This window comes from Rhodanobacter aciditrophus, from assembly GCF_050026795.1.
Lineage (GTDB): Bacteria > Pseudomonadota > Gammaproteobacteria > Xanthomonadales > Rhodanobacteraceae > Rhodanobacter_A.
Genome location: NZ_JALBWP010000010.1, coordinates 13,754 through 28,008, shown reverse-complemented (window position 1 = coordinate 28,008; position 14,255 = coordinate 13,754). Strand labels below are relative to the sequence as shown.

The window sequence follows — 14,255 nt, the reverse complement described above, 5'->3', positions numbered from 1 at the left end:
AGAGGATCGAAGCTAGCACAGCCACTTTTTCGCGCGGATGTGCCGGAAGGCATCGGCACACGGCCTGCCCCTGCGCACGGCAAGACGGGCCGTGCCCCGGGCTCGGCAGACTCCCCGTCACAGCAGGCCGGGAATCAGCGCCTTGGTGTGCCGCATGTAGTCCACGTAGGCCGTGCCGAAGCGTTCGCGCATCCAGGCTTCCTCGTGGCACAGCTTGAACCAGAACGCGGCGGCCGCAAGCGCGAGCGCCAGCAGCCCGCGCCATTGGCCGAAGACCAGCGCCGTGCCGAGCAGGCCGAGCAGGATGCCGGTGTAGATCGGGTGCCTTACCCGGCTGTAGGGACCGGCCACCACCAGCTCGTGCTCCTGCTTCAGCTGCACCGTGGCGCTCCAGTTGCGCCCCAGCACCACGCGCGCCCAGCAGGCGACGCCCAAGCCGAGCAACAGCACTAGCAGGCCCAGCCAGTCCCAGGTGACGGAGGCCGGCCGGAAGTCCCGCCACAACCAGTCCGCGCCGGCCCACGGACGGCCCGCGAACAGAAGGATGAAGCCGAGCAGCAACGGCACCCGGTACGCCAGCATCGTGCCGAAACTGTCCACCCGCGCGGCACGCTTGGTGCCGAACGCGCTCACGAACCAGTACAGCAGCCAGGCCATCCAGGCCAGCGCAACGACGGTGCCGAAGGGGAAGGACATGGCGGCGGCTCCCGTGGGGGCGATGCCGTCAGCATGCCCCTTCGCCATGCCGCGATCGAGTGACGGTTGTCAGGCCAACGTCCCCCCGGTTTCGCGTGGCACGGCGGCCTGGCGTCCCAACCCCAGCCGAAGCAGGCCGGACGCGACGAAGCGTCTTACCGAAGAACAGGTCATCGGCTTCCCGCGCGGGGCGGACGCCGGACGGCCTGGCGCATCCCGCTGCCTCGCGCAAGCCGCGCGGCGCATTGGCCGCGAGCGCACCATGGCCACCGGGAGGGCGGCCGGCACGGGTGGCGGGCAACAGTACCCGTTATGGAAGTTTGTTTCTAAAATTCATATTTGTGCAATGCAAGTTGCATTTCGTGCGGACGTTCCTATCCTTGTCCAGTCCGCGTAACGTTTCGGCGGCACGCTTCGTTGTTGAACTGCCGGCGCGCCGGCATCGACGCTCTGGAGGTGGCATGCGGACTCGATGGCTGCTCGCACTGGTCCTGGCGCTTGCCGCCATGGTGGCGACGGCGGCCGACGCTCCGTCCGCGGGCGGGCGTTACGTGCTGGTCAGCCATGCCGCCGATTCGGACGTGTGGTGGAACACCGTCAGGAACGCGATCCGGCAGGCCGGCGAGGACTTCGGCGTGCAGGTGGACTACCGCAATCCGCCCGACGGCGACCTGGCCGACATGGCACGCCTGCTCGAAGTGGCGGCCGCGCGCAATTACGACGGCGTGGCCTTCGACATCGCCGACTACGACGTGCTGTCCAGGCCGGCCGCGCGCATCGCCGCCAAGGGCATTCCCATCGTCACGATCAACTCCGGCACACCGCAGGAAAGCGCAAAGCTGGGCGCGATCATGCACATCGGCCAGCCCGAGTACGCGGCGGGCAAGGCCGCCGGCGAACGCGCCAGGGCAGCCGGCGTCACCTCGTTCGTCTGCGTCAACCACTACGCCACCAACGCCGCCTCGTTCCAGCGCTGCAGGGGTTTCGCCGATGCGCTGGGGGTGGACGCGCGCAAATCCATGATCGATTCCGGCGTGGACCCCGTCGTGGTGCGCAGCAAGACCAGCGCCTACCTGCGCAACCATCCCGGTACCCGGGCCGTGCTCGCGCTCGGCCCCAGCTCGGCCGAGCCCGCCCTGCAGGCGCTGCGCCGGATGAACCTGGCCGGCAAGGTCTACTTCTGCACCTTCGACCTGTCGCCCGCCATCATCGCCGGCATCAGGAGCGGCGAGATCGCCTTCGCGATCGACCAGCAACCCTACCTGCAGGGCTACGTGGCGGTCGCCGCGCTGGCCATCGCGCACGCGCGGCACACGCGCGACCCGGCCATGATCCTGGCCGCGCTGAAGGCCAACCCGAAATTCCAGGCGCGCCTGAAGACCTACGGGTTGGATCCCGCCTACGTCGACAGCGGCGTCAACACCGGCCCGTCCTTCGTCACCCGGGACAACGTGGACGTTGTCGCCCGGTACGCGGGGCAATTCCGTTGAGTTCCGGGAACGACGACATCGGAGACGCGATGAACGCGACCACTTCGCGAGCCGCCCTTCCGGGCAAGCCGGCCGTGCTCGGCACCATGGCGGACGAACGCGTCCGCCATATCCCGCGCTGGCGCGACCTGTTCAACCGCCCCGAGTTCGGCGCCATCGCCGGCACGGTGCTGGTGTTCGTGCTGTTCGGCGTATTCGCCGGCGATTCGGGCATGTTCAACCTCGACGGGGTGATGAGCTGGGCCCAGGTCGCCGCCTACCTCGGCATCCTCGCCGTAGGGGCGTGCGTGCTGATGATCGCCGGCGAGTTCGACCTCTCGATCGGCTCGATGGTGGGCTTCGCCGGCATGATGATGGCGGTACCCGCATCCTTCCTCGGCTGGCCGGTGTGGGCCTCGGCGCTGTTCGCGTTCGCCGGCTGCATGGCGCTGGGCTGGCTGAACGGCTACCTGGTGGTGCGCACGCGGCTGCCCAGTTTCATCGTGACGCTGGCCTTCATGTTCATCCTGCGCGGCGGCACCCTGGTGCTGTCCACGCATTTCGCCAACAGCACCATCGTCGGCGGCATGGGGGAGCGGCTGGCCGCCGATCCCTTAGTCGGCACGCTGTTCCAGGGCAGCGCGTTCCACGGCCTGTTCGTCCGGCTCGCCCATGCCGGCTTCGTCGACGCGCTGCCGGACGGCACGCCGGTGGTGGATGGCCTGCCCAAGGTGCTGCTGTGGTGGCTGGCGGTGGCCGTGGGCGCAGGCTTCTTGCTGTCGCGCACGCGCTTCGGCAACTGGGTGTTCATCGTCGGTGGCGACAACCACGCGGCGACGAACGCCGGCATCCCGGTGAACCGGGTGAAGATCAGCCTGTTCGTTTTCACCGCGTTCTGCGCCTGCCTGTTCGGCGTGCTGCAGGTGGCCGACGTCGGCTCCGCGGCGGCCGACCGCGGCCTGCAGAAGGAGTTCGAGGCGATCATCGCGGCGGTGATCGGCGGCGCCCTGCTCACCGGCGGCTACGGCTCGGTGCTGGGCGCCTGCTTCGGCGCGCTGATCTTCGGCGTGGTGCAGGTCGGCATCTCATTCACCAGCATCGACTCGGACTGGTACCGGGTGTTCCTCGGCGCCATGCTGCTGCTCGCGGTGCTGTTCAACCACTACATCCGCACGCAGGCCGGCCGCTCGCGCGCCGGCGCGGGCCAGTGAGGACGCCGCCATGACGATCGCGGACAGGCACGACTACATCCTGCAGCTCGAAGGCGTCAGCAAGTTCTTCGGCACGGTGATCTCGCTGCAGGACGTCACCCTGCGCCTGCGCCGCGGCGAGGTGCACTGCCTGCTCGGCGACAACGGCGCCGGCAAGTCCACCCTGATCAAGATGCTCGCCGGCGTGCACCGGCCCGACCGCGGCCGCTACCTGGTCGACGGCGGCGAGGTGGACTTCAGGTCGCCGCGCGAAGCGCTGGACCGCGGCATCGCCACCGTCTACCAGGACCTGGCGCTGGTGCCGCTGATGAGCGTGGCGCGCAACTTCTTCGCCGGGCGCGAGCCGATGCGCCGGCTGTTCGGCGTGATCCCGGTGATGGACATGAAGCAGGCGGCGGAAGTATCCACGAGCAAGCTCGCCGAAATGGGCATCCACGTGCGTTCGCCGCACCAGCCGGTCGGCACCCTGTCCGGCGGCGAGCGGCAGTGCCTGGCGATCGCGCGCGCGATCCACTTCGGCGCCCGCGTGCTGATCCTCGACGAGCCCACCGCCGCACTTGGGGTCAAGCAGAGTTGCAACGTGCTGAAGCTGATCCACGCCGCGCGCGCGCGGGGCATCTCGGTGGTCTTCATCACCCACAACGTGCACCACGCCTATCCGGTCGGCGACAGCTTCACCGTGCTCAACCGCGGCCGCTCGCTGGGTACCTTCGCCAAGGGCGCGATCAGCGAGGGCGAGGTCCTCGAGATGATGTCCGGCAACGCGGAGATCCGCGGCCTGGTCGACGAACTGGAAGGCCGCAGCGCCGCCTGAGTCCCCTTCGACCGCCCCCACTCCCCACACCTGGCCAGCGATGAACGAACGTACCTACGACCTGATCTGCCTGGGCCGCCTCGCGGTGGACCTCTACGCCCAGCAGCCCGGGGCGCGGCTGGAGGATGCCGGCAGCTTCGCGAAGTATCTGGGCGGCTCCTCCGCGAACGTCGCCTTCGGCACCGCGCGGCTCGGCCTGCGCACGGCGATGCTGAGCCGGGTCGGCGACGACCACATGGGGCGCTTCCTGTGCGAGACGCTGCAGCGCGAAGGCTGCGACACCAGCCAGGTGCGCATCGACCGCGAGCGGCTGACCGCCCTGGTGCTGCTCGGCATCGAGGACCGCGACACTTTCCCGCTGATCTTCTACCGCGAGAACTGCGCCGACATGGCGCTGTGCGAGGACGACATCGACGAGGCCTTCGTCGCCTCCGCCCGCGCGCTGGCGATCACCGGCACCCACTTCTCCACGCCCGGCGTGCACGCCGCCAGCGTGAAGGCGCTGGACATCGCGCGCCGCCACGGCGTGCGCACCGTGCTGGACATCGACTACCGCCCGGTGCTGTGGGGCCTGACCGGCCGCGCCGACGGCGAGACGCGCTTCATCGCCGACGCCGGTGTCACCGCGCACCTGCAGGCGATCCTGCCGCGCTTCGACCTGGTCGTCGGCACCGCGGAGGAATTCCAGATCGCCGGCGGCGCCACCGACCTGATCGCCGCCCTGCGCGCGGTCCGCGCGGCCACCGCGGCCACCCTGGTGGTGAAGCGCGGTGCATTCGGCTGCAGCGTGGTCGAGGGCGCCATTCCGGCCGGCCTGGATCAGGCGCCGACCTACGGCGGCACGCGCGTCGAAGTGCTCAACGTGCTCGGCGCCGGCGACGCCTTCCTGGCCGGCTTCCTGTACGGCTGGCTGCGCGAGGAAGGCATCGGGCGCAGCTGTGCCTATGCCAACGCCTGCGGCGCCCTGGTGGTGTCGCGCCACGGCTGCGCGCCGGCCATGCCCAGTCGCGCGGAGCTGGACTATTTCCTCGCGCACGGCGAGCACTTGCCGCTACCGGACGCGGACAGAGAGCTGGCGCACCTGCATCGGGCAAGCGTGCCGCGGCGGGCGTGGAATGACCTGCACGTGTTCGCCTTCGACCATCGCAGCCAGTTCCATGAGCTGGCGCGCGAGTGCGGCGCGGACGAATCGCGCCTGCCACGGCTCAAGCAGTTGCTGGTCGAGGCGGTGGCCCGCACGGAACAGGAACTCGGCCTGCACGGTCGCGTGGGCGTGCTGATCGACCAGCGCTACGGCCAGGATGCGTTGAATGCGGCTACCGGGCGTGGCTGGTGGGTCGGCCGCCCGGTGGAGATGCCCGGCTCCAACCCGCTGGAATTCGAGTTCGGCCGCTCGGTCGGCAGCCAGCTGCAGCACTGGCCGGCCGAGCACGTCGTCAAATGCCTGGTGCCGTTCGATCCCGACGGCGAGGCGGAAGCGCGGCTGGAGCAGGAGACGCAGTTGCGCACGCTGTACGACGCGGTGCTGCACAGCGGCCACGAGCTGTTGCTGGAAGTGATCCCGCCACCGAATCCGGACGCTACCGGCACACCCGGTGAACGTGTGCTGCGCGCGATGCAGCGCATCTACAACTTAGGGATACGCCCCGAGTGGTGGAAGCTGGCGCCATTGCCGGCGCCGGACTGGGCCGCGATCGACGCGCTGATCGCCGGGCGCGATCCGTACTGCCGCGGGGTCGTGCTGCTCGGCCTGAACGCGCCGTTCGCCGAGCTGGCCGAGGGCTTCCAGGCCGCCGCGCGCAGCGCCAGCTGCCGCGGTTTCGCGGTCGGCCGCAGCCTGTTCCTGGGGCCGGCGCGTGCGTGGCTGCAGGGCGACATCGACGACGCGGCGCTGGTGACCGAGGCCGCGCGCCAGTTCGCCGAACTCGCGGAGCTGTGGCGGCAGGCACGCGGGTCGCGCGTGCTTGGCGACGGAGTCGCGGCATGAGCGCCACCGTGCGGCTGACGATGGCCCAGGCGCTGGTGCGCCATCTCGCCGCGCAGCAGGTACATGACGAGGAAAGCGGCACCCTGCAGCCGCTGTTCGCAGGCGTGTTCGCGATCTTCGGCCACGGCAACGTGGCCGGCCTCGGCGAGGCGCTGTACCGCGAGCGCGAGCGGCTGCCTACCTGGCGCGCGCACAACGAGCAGGCGATGGCGCACGCCGCGATCGCCTACGCCAAGGCGCAGATGCGCCGGCGCATGATGGCGGTGACCACGTCGATCGGTCCCGGCGCCACCAACCTGCTCACCGCCGCCGCGCTGGCCCACGTCAACCGCCTGCCGGTGCTGCTGCTGCCGGGCGATGCCTTCGCCTCGCGCGCGCCGGACCCGGTGCTGCAGCAGCTGGAGGATGCCGGCGACGGCACCGTCAGCGTCAACGACTGCTTCCGCCCCGTGTCGCGCTACTTCGACCGTATCGTGCGGCCAGAGCAGCTGCTCAGCGCGCTGCCGCGCGCGCTGCACGTGCTGACCGATCCCGCGCTGTGCGGCCCGGCCACCCTGGCGCTGCCGCAGGACGTGCAGGCCGAGGCCTACGACTGGCCGGCAAGCTTCTTCGCCGAATGCGTGCACGCATTCCGCCGCACGCCGCCGGCCGGCGACGCCCTCGCCGAGGCCGCGCAGGCCCTGCGCGAGGCCAGGAGGCCGGTGCTGGTCGCCGGCGGCGGCGCGCTGTACGCCGGCGCCGGCGAGGCGCTGCGCCGCTTCGCCGAGACGCATGGCGTGCCGGTGGCCGAGACCCAGGCCGGCAAGGGCGTGCTGACCTGGCAGCACCCGCTGCTGCTGGGACCAGCCGGGGTCAGCGGCGCCACCGCCGCCAACGCGCTGCTGGCCGACGCCGACCTGGTGCTGGCGGTCGGTACCCGCCTGCAGGACTTCACCACCGGCTCCAACGCGCTGTACCGCGCGGCGCGCATCGTCACCCTCAACGTCAACGGCTTCGATGCGCTGAAGGGCGGCGGCGTGCAGGTCGTCGCCGATGCGCGGCTGGGCCTGGACGCGCTGTCCGCCGCGCTCGGCCCGTGGCGCACCGACACCGCCTGGCGCACCCGCGCCGAACGCGCCGCGGCGGACTGGCGCACCATCGTGGACCGCGTCACCGGCCGGCGCGAACCGCCGGCGGGCATGCTGCCCTACGACGGCGAGGTCATCGGCGCTGTGCAACGCTCGCGCGCCGATTCCGCGCGCGGCGACATCGTGGTCGGCGCCGCGGGCACGCTGCCGGCCGAGCTGGAAAAGCTGTGGCGCACCGAGACGCCCGGCGGCTACCACATGGAATACGGCTACTCCTGCATGGGCTACGAGATCGCCGGCGGCCTGGGCGTGAAGATGGCCAAGCCCGACCGCGAGGTGGTCGTGATGGTCGGCGACGGCAGCTACCTGATGCTCAACGCCGAGATCGCCACCTCGGTAACGCTCGGCCGCAAGCTGATCGTGATCGTGCTGGACAACCGCGGCTTCGGCTGCATCGATCGCCTGCAGCAGGCCTGCGGCGGCGCGCCGTTCAACAACATGCTCGACGACGGCGCACCGGCCATCGACTTCGCGGCGCACGCACGCGCGATGGGCGCCGAGGCGGAGCACGTGCACGACATCGCCGGGCTCGAACAGGCGCTGCAGCGTGCCCGCGCCGCCGCGCGCACCTACCTGATCGCCATCGACACCGACCACCGCCGCACCACCGCCGAGGGCGGTTGCTGGTGGGACGTGGCGGTGCCCGAGGTGTCCGAGCGCGAAGACGTGCGCGCCGCACGGCGCGACTACGAGGCGGCCATGCAAAAGCGGTCCGGTTCCAACCCAGGGAAGATCCATGACTGATCAAACCGCCACCCGGCCCTTCGAGGTGAAGATCGGCATCAACCCGATCGGCTGGAGCAACGACGACCTGCCCGCGCTCGGCGGCGAGACGCCGCTGTCGACCGCGCTGGCCGAGGGCCGCGCGATCGGCTACCAGGGCTTCGAGCTGGGCAACAAGTTCCCGCGCGAGCCGGCGGCCCTGCGCACGCTGATGGCCGGCTACGGGCTGGAGGTGGTGTCCGGCTGGTACTCGGGCCGGCTCGCGCAGCGTCCGGTGGACGAAGAGATCGCCGCCGTCGCGCCGCACCTGCGCCTGCTCGCCGAAAACGGCTGCAAGGTGATGGTGTACGGCGAGGTGGCCGGTTCCATCCAGGGCGAGCCGTCGGTGCCGCTGTACAAGCGACCGCGCTTCCGCGACGACGACGCCTTCCGGCGCTACGGCGAACGGCTCACCGCGTTCGGCCGCTACCTGCTGCGGCACGGCGTGCGGCTGGCCTACCACCATCACATGGGCGCCTACGTGGAGTCGCCCGGGGACATCGACCGCCTGATGGCGCACACCGGCGAGGAGGTGGGGCTGCTGTTCGACAGCGGCCACGCCTGCTTCGGCGGCGGCGATCCGCTGACGATCCTCGACCGGCACATCCAGCGTGTCTGCCACGTGCACTGCAAGGACGTGCGCCCGGCGATGATCCGCCATGCGTTCAACCGCCAGTGGAGTTTCCTCGACGCGGTGTTGAACGGCGTGTTCACCGTGCCCGGCGACGGCGCCATCGACTTCGCCGCGATCGTCGAGCGTCTGCGCGCGCACGGTTATCAAGGCTGGCTGGTCGTCGAGGCCGAACAGGATCCCGCCGTAGCGCCGAGCTACGCCTGTGCCGCCAGGGGCTACCGCACCCTGCGCGCACTGGTCGACGGTGCGCCGCACCGGAGGGTCGCATGAGCCTGCTGGTGAAGGGGCGGCCGCAGGGTCGCGAGATCGTCAGGGTCACGCCGGCATCGGCGGGCTGGAAGCACGTGGGCTTCGAGGCCTGGCGCCTGGCGCCGGGCGAGCGCCTGCAGCTGGTGCTGCCCGATGGTCGCGAAGGCTGCCTGGTGGTGCTGGCCGGCAGCGCCGACGTGCTGGCCGGCACGCAGCGCTTCGCGCGCCTGGGCGGCCGCGCCAGCGTGTTCGACGAACGCTCGCCCGACGCCGTCTACGCGCCGCCCGGCACCCGTTTCGAGGTGACCGCGCACGACGCGGCGGAGCTGGCGCTGGCCACCGCGCCGGCCGGCGGGAAACTGCCGGTGCGCCTGCTGCCTGCCGCCGACATGCGGCGCTCGGTGCGCGGCCAGGGCAGCAACACGCGCTACATCTGCGACATCCTGCCGGAGAGCGCGCCCGCCGAATCGCTGCTGGTGGTGGAAGTGGTGACGCCGGCCGCGCATTCCTCCAGCTATCCCCCGCACAAGCACGACACCGACCGGCTGCCCGACGAGAGCGCGCTGGAGGAGACCTACTACCACCGCATCGATCCGCCGCAGGGCTTCGCGTTCCAGCGCGTGTACACCGACGCGCGCGATCTCGACGAATCGATGGCGGCGGGCGATCACGACGTGGTGATGGTGCCGCGCGGCTATCACCCGGTGGTGATGCCGCACGGCTACCGCGGCTACTACCTCAACGTGATGGCCGGGCCGCGGCGCGTGTGGCATTTCAGGAACGATCCGGCGCACGACTGGCTGATGACTTAGATCCTTCTCCCCTGCGGGGAGAAGGTGGCCCGACCTGCCGGTGCGGACGCGCCGGCGGAACGGCGAAGCCGGCCCGCAGGGCGAGCGCCAGGGATGGCGCGAGTCAGGGCCGGATGAGGGGCGGGTGCTCGCGACGGGCGTTGATCGAAGCACGTCTTCGATGGAAATCTCCCGCAGGAGCTACCCCTCACCCCGACCCTCTCCCCCAAGGGGAGAGGGAGAAAACCGCGCACTTTGAGAGGTAAGCGACATGTCCGCCCAAGCTTCCGCATCCACCCTTGCGCCGACCGTGATCGGCCACTACATCGGCGGCCAGCACCGCATCGGCAGCGGCGCCAGAATGCCCCTGCACAACCCCGCCAGCGGCGCGCAGATCGGTGAGATCACGCTGGCCACGCCGCAGGAAGCGGATGCCTGCGTCGCGGCCGCGGCAGCCGCCTTCCCCGCGTGGGCGCAGACGCCGCCGCTGAAGCGGGCGCGGGTGATGTTCCGCTTCCGGGAGCTGCTCCAGCGCGACATGGACAAGCTCGCCACGACGATTACCCGCGAGCACGGCAAGCTGCTCTCCGACGCCCGCGGCGAACTGCTGCGCGGGCTGGAGGTGGTCGAGTACGCCTGCGGCATTCCCGAGCTGCTGAAGGGCGACTACACCGAACAGATCGCGAACGGCATCGACGCGTGGACCATGCGCCAGCCGCTGGGCGTGTGCGCCGGCATCACGCCGTTCAACTTCCCCGCGATGGTGCCGATGTGGATGTTCCCGATGGCGATCGCCTGCGGCAACAGCTTCGTGCTGAAGCCGTCCGAGCGCGATCCCGGCGCCAGCCTGCTGCTGGCCGCACTGCTGACCGAGGCCGGCCTGCCTGACGGCGTGTTCAACGTGCTGCAGGGCGACAAGGCCGCCGTGGATGCGCTGCTGGACCACCCGCGGGTGCGGGCGGTGAGCTTCGTCGGCTCCACCCCGGTGGCCGAAGCCATCTACGCGCGCGGCGCGGCGGCCGGCAAGCGCGTGCAGGCGCTCGGCGGCGCCAAGAACCACATGGTGGTGATGCCGGACGCCGACCTCGACAAGGCCGCCGATGCACTGGTCGGTTCCGGCTACGGCGCGGCGGGCGAACGCTGCATGGCGATCTCGGTCGCGGTGGCGGTGGGCGACGCCACGGCGGACGCGCTGGTCGAACGGCTGGCACCGAAGGTGCGCGCGCTGCGGGTGGGCGATGGCATGGACGAGCAGGCCGAGATGGGGCCGCTGATCACCGCGCAGCATCGCGACAAGGTCGCCGGCTACATCGGCGACGGCATCGCCGCCGGCGCCGAACTGGTGGTGGACGGGCGCGGCTGCAGCGTGCCCGGCCGCGAGCACGGCTACTTCCTCGGCGGCACGCTGTTCGACCGCGTCACCCCGGACATGCGCGTCTACCGCGACGAGATCTTCGGACCGGTGCTGTGCGTCGTGCGCGTGGCCGATCTCGCCGCTGCGCTCGGGCTGATCGAGGACAGCGACTACGGCAACGGCGCCGCGATCTTCACCCGCGACGGCCACGCGGCGCGCGAGTTCGCCCACCATGTGCAGGCCGGCATGGTCGGCGTCAACGTGCCGATCCCGGTGCCGATGGCGTTCCACGGCTTCGGTGGCTGGAAGAAGAGCCTGATGGGCGACCAGCACGCCTACGGACCCGAGGGCGTGCGTTTCTACACCCGGCAGAAGGCGGTGACGCAGCGCTGGCTGGCCGATGCCGCCGGCCGCGGCACGCAGTTCGCCATGCCGGCGCACTGAGCCCGCCGCCAGGCGCGCACCCCGCGGCCACGCCGTCCGCACAAACCGGGCGAAACAAACCCGGCCGACGGAAACCTTTAACCGTTTCCTCGACCAGCGGTCATGCTCCGGTCACGAACAGAATTTATTTTTCATGATTACGGTTTTGTGCAATGCAAGTTGCAAATGAGTATGGGCGCACGCATCCTTGGCTTCGCCAGCGCGGCACTGTCCGCCGGCGTCGCTGCGGTCGCAGCGGGTGCAGTGCCTTTTCCTGTCGTCGATTTGCGTATGGGGGAGAGCGTGAATGGTGACCCGCAGACGTTTCCTGCAAGGCGCGGCCTCGCTGGCGCTGTTTGGTAGCCGGCCGGGCCTGTCCGCGGCGTTCGCCGCCGGGCGCACCGCGACCGCAGCCGATGCGACGGCAGCCACCGGCTGGACCCGCCACGTCGACGTGTTCACCGGCACCGGCGGACACGGGCACACCTATCCCGGCGCCGCGCTCCCGTTCGGCATGGTGCAGCTCAGCCCCGACACCCACGAAAGCGGGTGGGACGCCGCGTCCGGCTACCACCAGGGCGACGGCTCGATCATGGGTTTCTCGCACACCCATCTCAGTGGCACCGGCATCGGCGACATGCTCGACGTGCTGCTGATGCCCGCGCAGGGTCCGGTGCTGCTGCAGCCGGGCAGCCGCGGCCTGCCGGACCAGAACTTCCATTCGAAATACGACGGCGTGCCGAACCCCAACGCCCTCTTGCCGGGCCGCCATGCGCAACCGGGGCGTGGCTACCGCTCGCGCTACGACCAGGCATCCGAGCAGGCGCAGCCGGGCTACTACCGCGTGCGCCTCACCGATCACGACATCCTCGCCGAGCTGACGACCACGCTGCGCGCGGGGCTGCACCGCTACACCTTCGCCAACCAGGGCGCGGGGCACCTGCTGCTGGATCTCGCGCACGGCTACCACACCGACCCGGCGCAGCCACCGAACATCACCGACGCCGAGCTGCGCGTAGTCGGCAACGACACCCTGGTCGGCGGCCGGCGCGTGCACGCCTGGGCGAACGGCCGGCACATCTATTTCGCGCTGAAGCTGTCGCGCCCGTTCACGCGCGCCGACCTGCATGCGGACGACAAGCCGCTGCAAGGCGCGAAGGAAGCGAAAGGCGCCCGCCTCAAGGCCGCGCTGCATTACGCCGACGCGGGCAGTGCGCCGCTGCTGGTGAAGGTCGGCCTGTCGGCGGTGGACGCCGACGGCGCGCTGCGCAACCTCGACGCGGAAATCCCCGGCTGGGATTTCGACGGCGTGCGGCGCGCCGCCACCGCGGCCTGGGAGCGCGAGCTGGGCCGCATCCGCGTCAAGGACGCGCCCGCACCGGTGCTGAAGACCTTCTACAGCGCGCTGTACCACACCCTGCTGGCGCCCACCCTGTTCAGCGACGTGGACGGCCGCTACCGCGGCATGGACCAGGCGATCCACCAGTTGCCCGAGGGTCGGCACAACTACAGCACCTACTCGCTGTGGGACACCTACCGCGCGCAGCATCCGTTGCTCACGCTGGTCCAGCCGGAGCGCGTGCCCGACCTGGTCGACGGGCTGGTGCGCATGGCGGTCGAGAGCCCGGATGGCCCGCCGGTGTGGCCGCTGCAGGGCATCGAGACCGGCTGCATGATCGGCTACCACTCCGCGGTGGTGCTGGCCGAAGCCCATGCCAAGGGCTTCCGGGACATCGACTACGCCAGTGCCTGGCCGGTGTTCCGCAAGCGCGCGATGGACGACGACTACCGCGGCCTGCCGTACTACCGCAAGCTGGGCTACCTCCCCGGCGACAAGGAGGCCGAGGCGGTCAGCAAGACGCTGGAATACGCCTACGACGACTGGGCGATGGCGCATCTCGCCGAGGCGGTGGGTGCGCACGACGACGCCAGGGCACTGCGCGAACGCTCGCGCAACTACCGCCACCTGTTCGACGACAGGCTCGCCTTCATGCGCCCGCGCGGCAGCGACGGCGCATGGCTGGAGCCGTTCGACCCGCGCGGCATGGGCCACTCGAAGCAGTGGCGCGACTTCACCGAGTCCAACGCCTGGCAGGCCACCTTCCTCAACCAGCACGACCTGTACGGGTACATGCAGCTGTTCGGCGGCGACGCCGCGTTCGTGCAGAAGCTCGACGGCCTGTTCGACGCGGACGCGACGCTGCCCGCCGACGCACCGGCGGACATCGCCGGCATGGTCGGCCAGTACGCGCACGGCAACGAACCCAGCCACCACGTGGCCTACCTCTACGCCTACGCCGGCGCGCACCACAAGACCCAGGCGCGCGTGCGCATGCTGCTGGAAAGCATGTACGCGGCGGCACCGGACGGCATCGCCGGCAACGAGGACTGCGGCCAGATGAGCGCGTGGTACGTGATGAGCGCGCTGGGCCTGTACGCGGTCGACCCCGTCAGCGCCCACTACGTGTTCGGCAGCCCGCTGCTCGACCATGCGGAGATCGACGTCGGCCGCGACCGCGTGCTCACGGTGGAGAGCCGGGGCAACGGACCAGGCCGCCCGTACATCCAGTCGGTCACGTGGAATGGCCGGCCATGGACGAAGAGCTGGATCGGCCACGCCGAGCTGGCCGCCGGCGGCAGGCTCGTGTTCGAGATGGGCGCCACGCCGAACGAGCGCTTCGGCGCCGCGCCGGCCGACCGTCCGCCGTCGTTCGGCGGCGTGGCCGGCTGATCGCCGA

Annotated in this window: 10 protein-coding genes; 9 read left to right on the top strand and 1 reads right to left on the bottom strand. The window is 70.7% G+C overall.

What is annotated here, in order from left to right; all coding sequences use genetic code 11:
- Positions 1-117: 117 nt before the first annotated feature.
- Positions 118-696 carry a methyltransferase family protein gene (locus ACQGNW_RS05110; protein ID WP_426662049.1) on the bottom strand — a complete coding sequence of 193 codons (579 nt, stop codon included), beginning with the start codon at positions 694-696 and terminating at the stop codon, positions 118-120.
- A gap of 461 nt (positions 697-1,157) precedes the next feature.
- On the opposite strand from ACQGNW_RS05110, the gene ACQGNW_RS05105 reads away from it, so the two are divergent.
- The 9 genes from ACQGNW_RS05105 to ACQGNW_RS05065 all read left to right on the top strand — a co-directional run bounded on the left by ACQGNW_RS05105 (position 1,158) and on the right by ACQGNW_RS05065 (position 14,248).
- Complete coding sequence (locus ACQGNW_RS05105; protein ID WP_426662048.1) at positions 1,158-2,186, top strand: sugar ABC transporter substrate-binding protein; 1,029 nt, start codon at positions 1,158-1,160, stop codon at positions 2,184-2,186.
- A gap of 29 nt (positions 2,187-2,215) precedes the next feature.
- The gene (locus tag ACQGNW_RS05100; protein WP_426662047.1) at positions 2,216-3,376 is read left to right on the top strand and encodes an ABC transporter permease; all 1,161 of its coding nucleotides are present in this window, start codon (positions 2,216-2,218) and stop codon (positions 3,374-3,376) included.
- Between the two features lie 10 nt (positions 3,377-3,386).
- Complete coding sequence (locus ACQGNW_RS05095; protein ID WP_426662046.1) at positions 3,387-4,190, top strand: ATP-binding cassette domain-containing protein; 804 nt, start codon at positions 3,387-3,389, stop codon at positions 4,188-4,190.
- Between the two features lie 40 nt (positions 4,191-4,230).
- The gene (locus ACQGNW_RS05090; RefSeq protein WP_426662045.1) at positions 4,231-6,177 is read left to right on the top strand and encodes a bifunctional 5-dehydro-2-deoxygluconokinase/5-dehydro-2-deoxyphosphogluconate aldolase; all 1,947 of its coding nucleotides are present in this window, start codon (positions 4,231-4,233) and stop codon (positions 6,175-6,177) included.
- A complete protein-coding gene (gene iolD, locus ACQGNW_RS05085; RefSeq protein ID WP_426662044.1) occupies positions 6,174-8,048 on the top strand; it encodes a 3D-(3,5/4)-trihydroxycyclohexane-1,2-dione acylhydrolase (decyclizing) in 1,875 nt (624 codons plus the stop codon). The genes ACQGNW_RS05090 and iolD overlap by 4 nt, the downstream gene beginning before the upstream one ends.
- Positions 8,041-8,970 (top strand): myo-inosose-2 dehydratase, encoded by a 930-nt coding sequence (iolE, locus tag ACQGNW_RS05080; RefSeq protein ID WP_426662042.1) that lies wholly within the window; start codon positions 8,041-8,043, stop codon positions 8,968-8,970. The genes iolD and iolE overlap by 8 nt, the downstream gene beginning before the upstream one ends.
- On the top strand, positions 8,967-9,761 hold the full coding sequence (gene iolB / locus ACQGNW_RS05075; RefSeq protein ID WP_426662041.1) for a 5-deoxy-glucuronate isomerase: 795 nt from the start codon (positions 8,967-8,969) through the stop codon (positions 9,759-9,761). Before iolE ends, iolB begins: the two co-directional genes overlap by 4 nt.
- Before the next feature lie 250 nt (positions 9,762-10,011).
- Positions 10,012-11,538 carry a CoA-acylating methylmalonate-semialdehyde dehydrogenase gene (locus ACQGNW_RS05070; RefSeq protein ID WP_426662040.1) on the top strand — a complete coding sequence of 509 codons (1,527 nt, stop codon included), beginning with the start codon at positions 10,012-10,014 and terminating at the stop codon, positions 11,536-11,538.
- 286 nt (positions 11,539-11,824) lie between these two features.
- Positions 11,825-14,248, top strand: a complete 2,424-nt coding sequence (locus tag ACQGNW_RS05065) for a GH92 family glycosyl hydrolase (RefSeq protein WP_426662039.1) — start codon at positions 11,825-11,827, stop codon at positions 14,246-14,248.
- Positions 14,249-14,255: the final 7 nt, after the last annotated feature.

Coding starts and splice junctions, on each gene's coding strand:
- ACQGNW_RS05110 (WP_426662049.1), bottom strand. CDS start 696: ATGTCCTTCCCCTTCGGCACCGTCGTTGCGCTGGCCTGGATGGCCTGG.
- ACQGNW_RS05105 (WP_426662048.1), top strand. CDS start 1,158: ATGCGGACTCGATGGCTGCTCGCACTGGTCCTGGCGCTTGCCGCCATG.
- ACQGNW_RS05100 (WP_426662047.1), top strand. CDS start 2,216: ATGAACGCGACCACTTCGCGAGCCGCCCTTCCGGGCAAGCCGGCCGTG.
- ACQGNW_RS05095 (WP_426662046.1), top strand. CDS start 3,387: ATGACGATCGCGGACAGGCACGACTACATCCTGCAGCTCGAAGGCGTC.
- ACQGNW_RS05090 (WP_426662045.1), top strand. CDS start 4,231: ATGAACGAACGTACCTACGACCTGATCTGCCTGGGCCGCCTCGCGGTG.
- iolD (WP_426662044.1), top strand. CDS start 6,174: ATGAGCGCCACCGTGCGGCTGACGATGGCCCAGGCGCTGGTGCGCCAT.
- iolE (WP_426662042.1), top strand. CDS start 8,041: ATGACTGATCAAACCGCCACCCGGCCCTTCGAGGTGAAGATCGGCATC.
- iolB (WP_426662041.1), top strand. CDS start 8,967: ATGAGCCTGCTGGTGAAGGGGCGGCCGCAGGGTCGCGAGATCGTCAGG.
- ACQGNW_RS05070 (WP_426662040.1), top strand. CDS start 10,012: ATGTCCGCCCAAGCTTCCGCATCCACCCTTGCGCCGACCGTGATCGGC.
- ACQGNW_RS05065 (WP_426662039.1), top strand. CDS start 11,825: ATGGTGACCCGCAGACGTTTCCTGCAAGGCGCGGCCTCGCTGGCGCTG.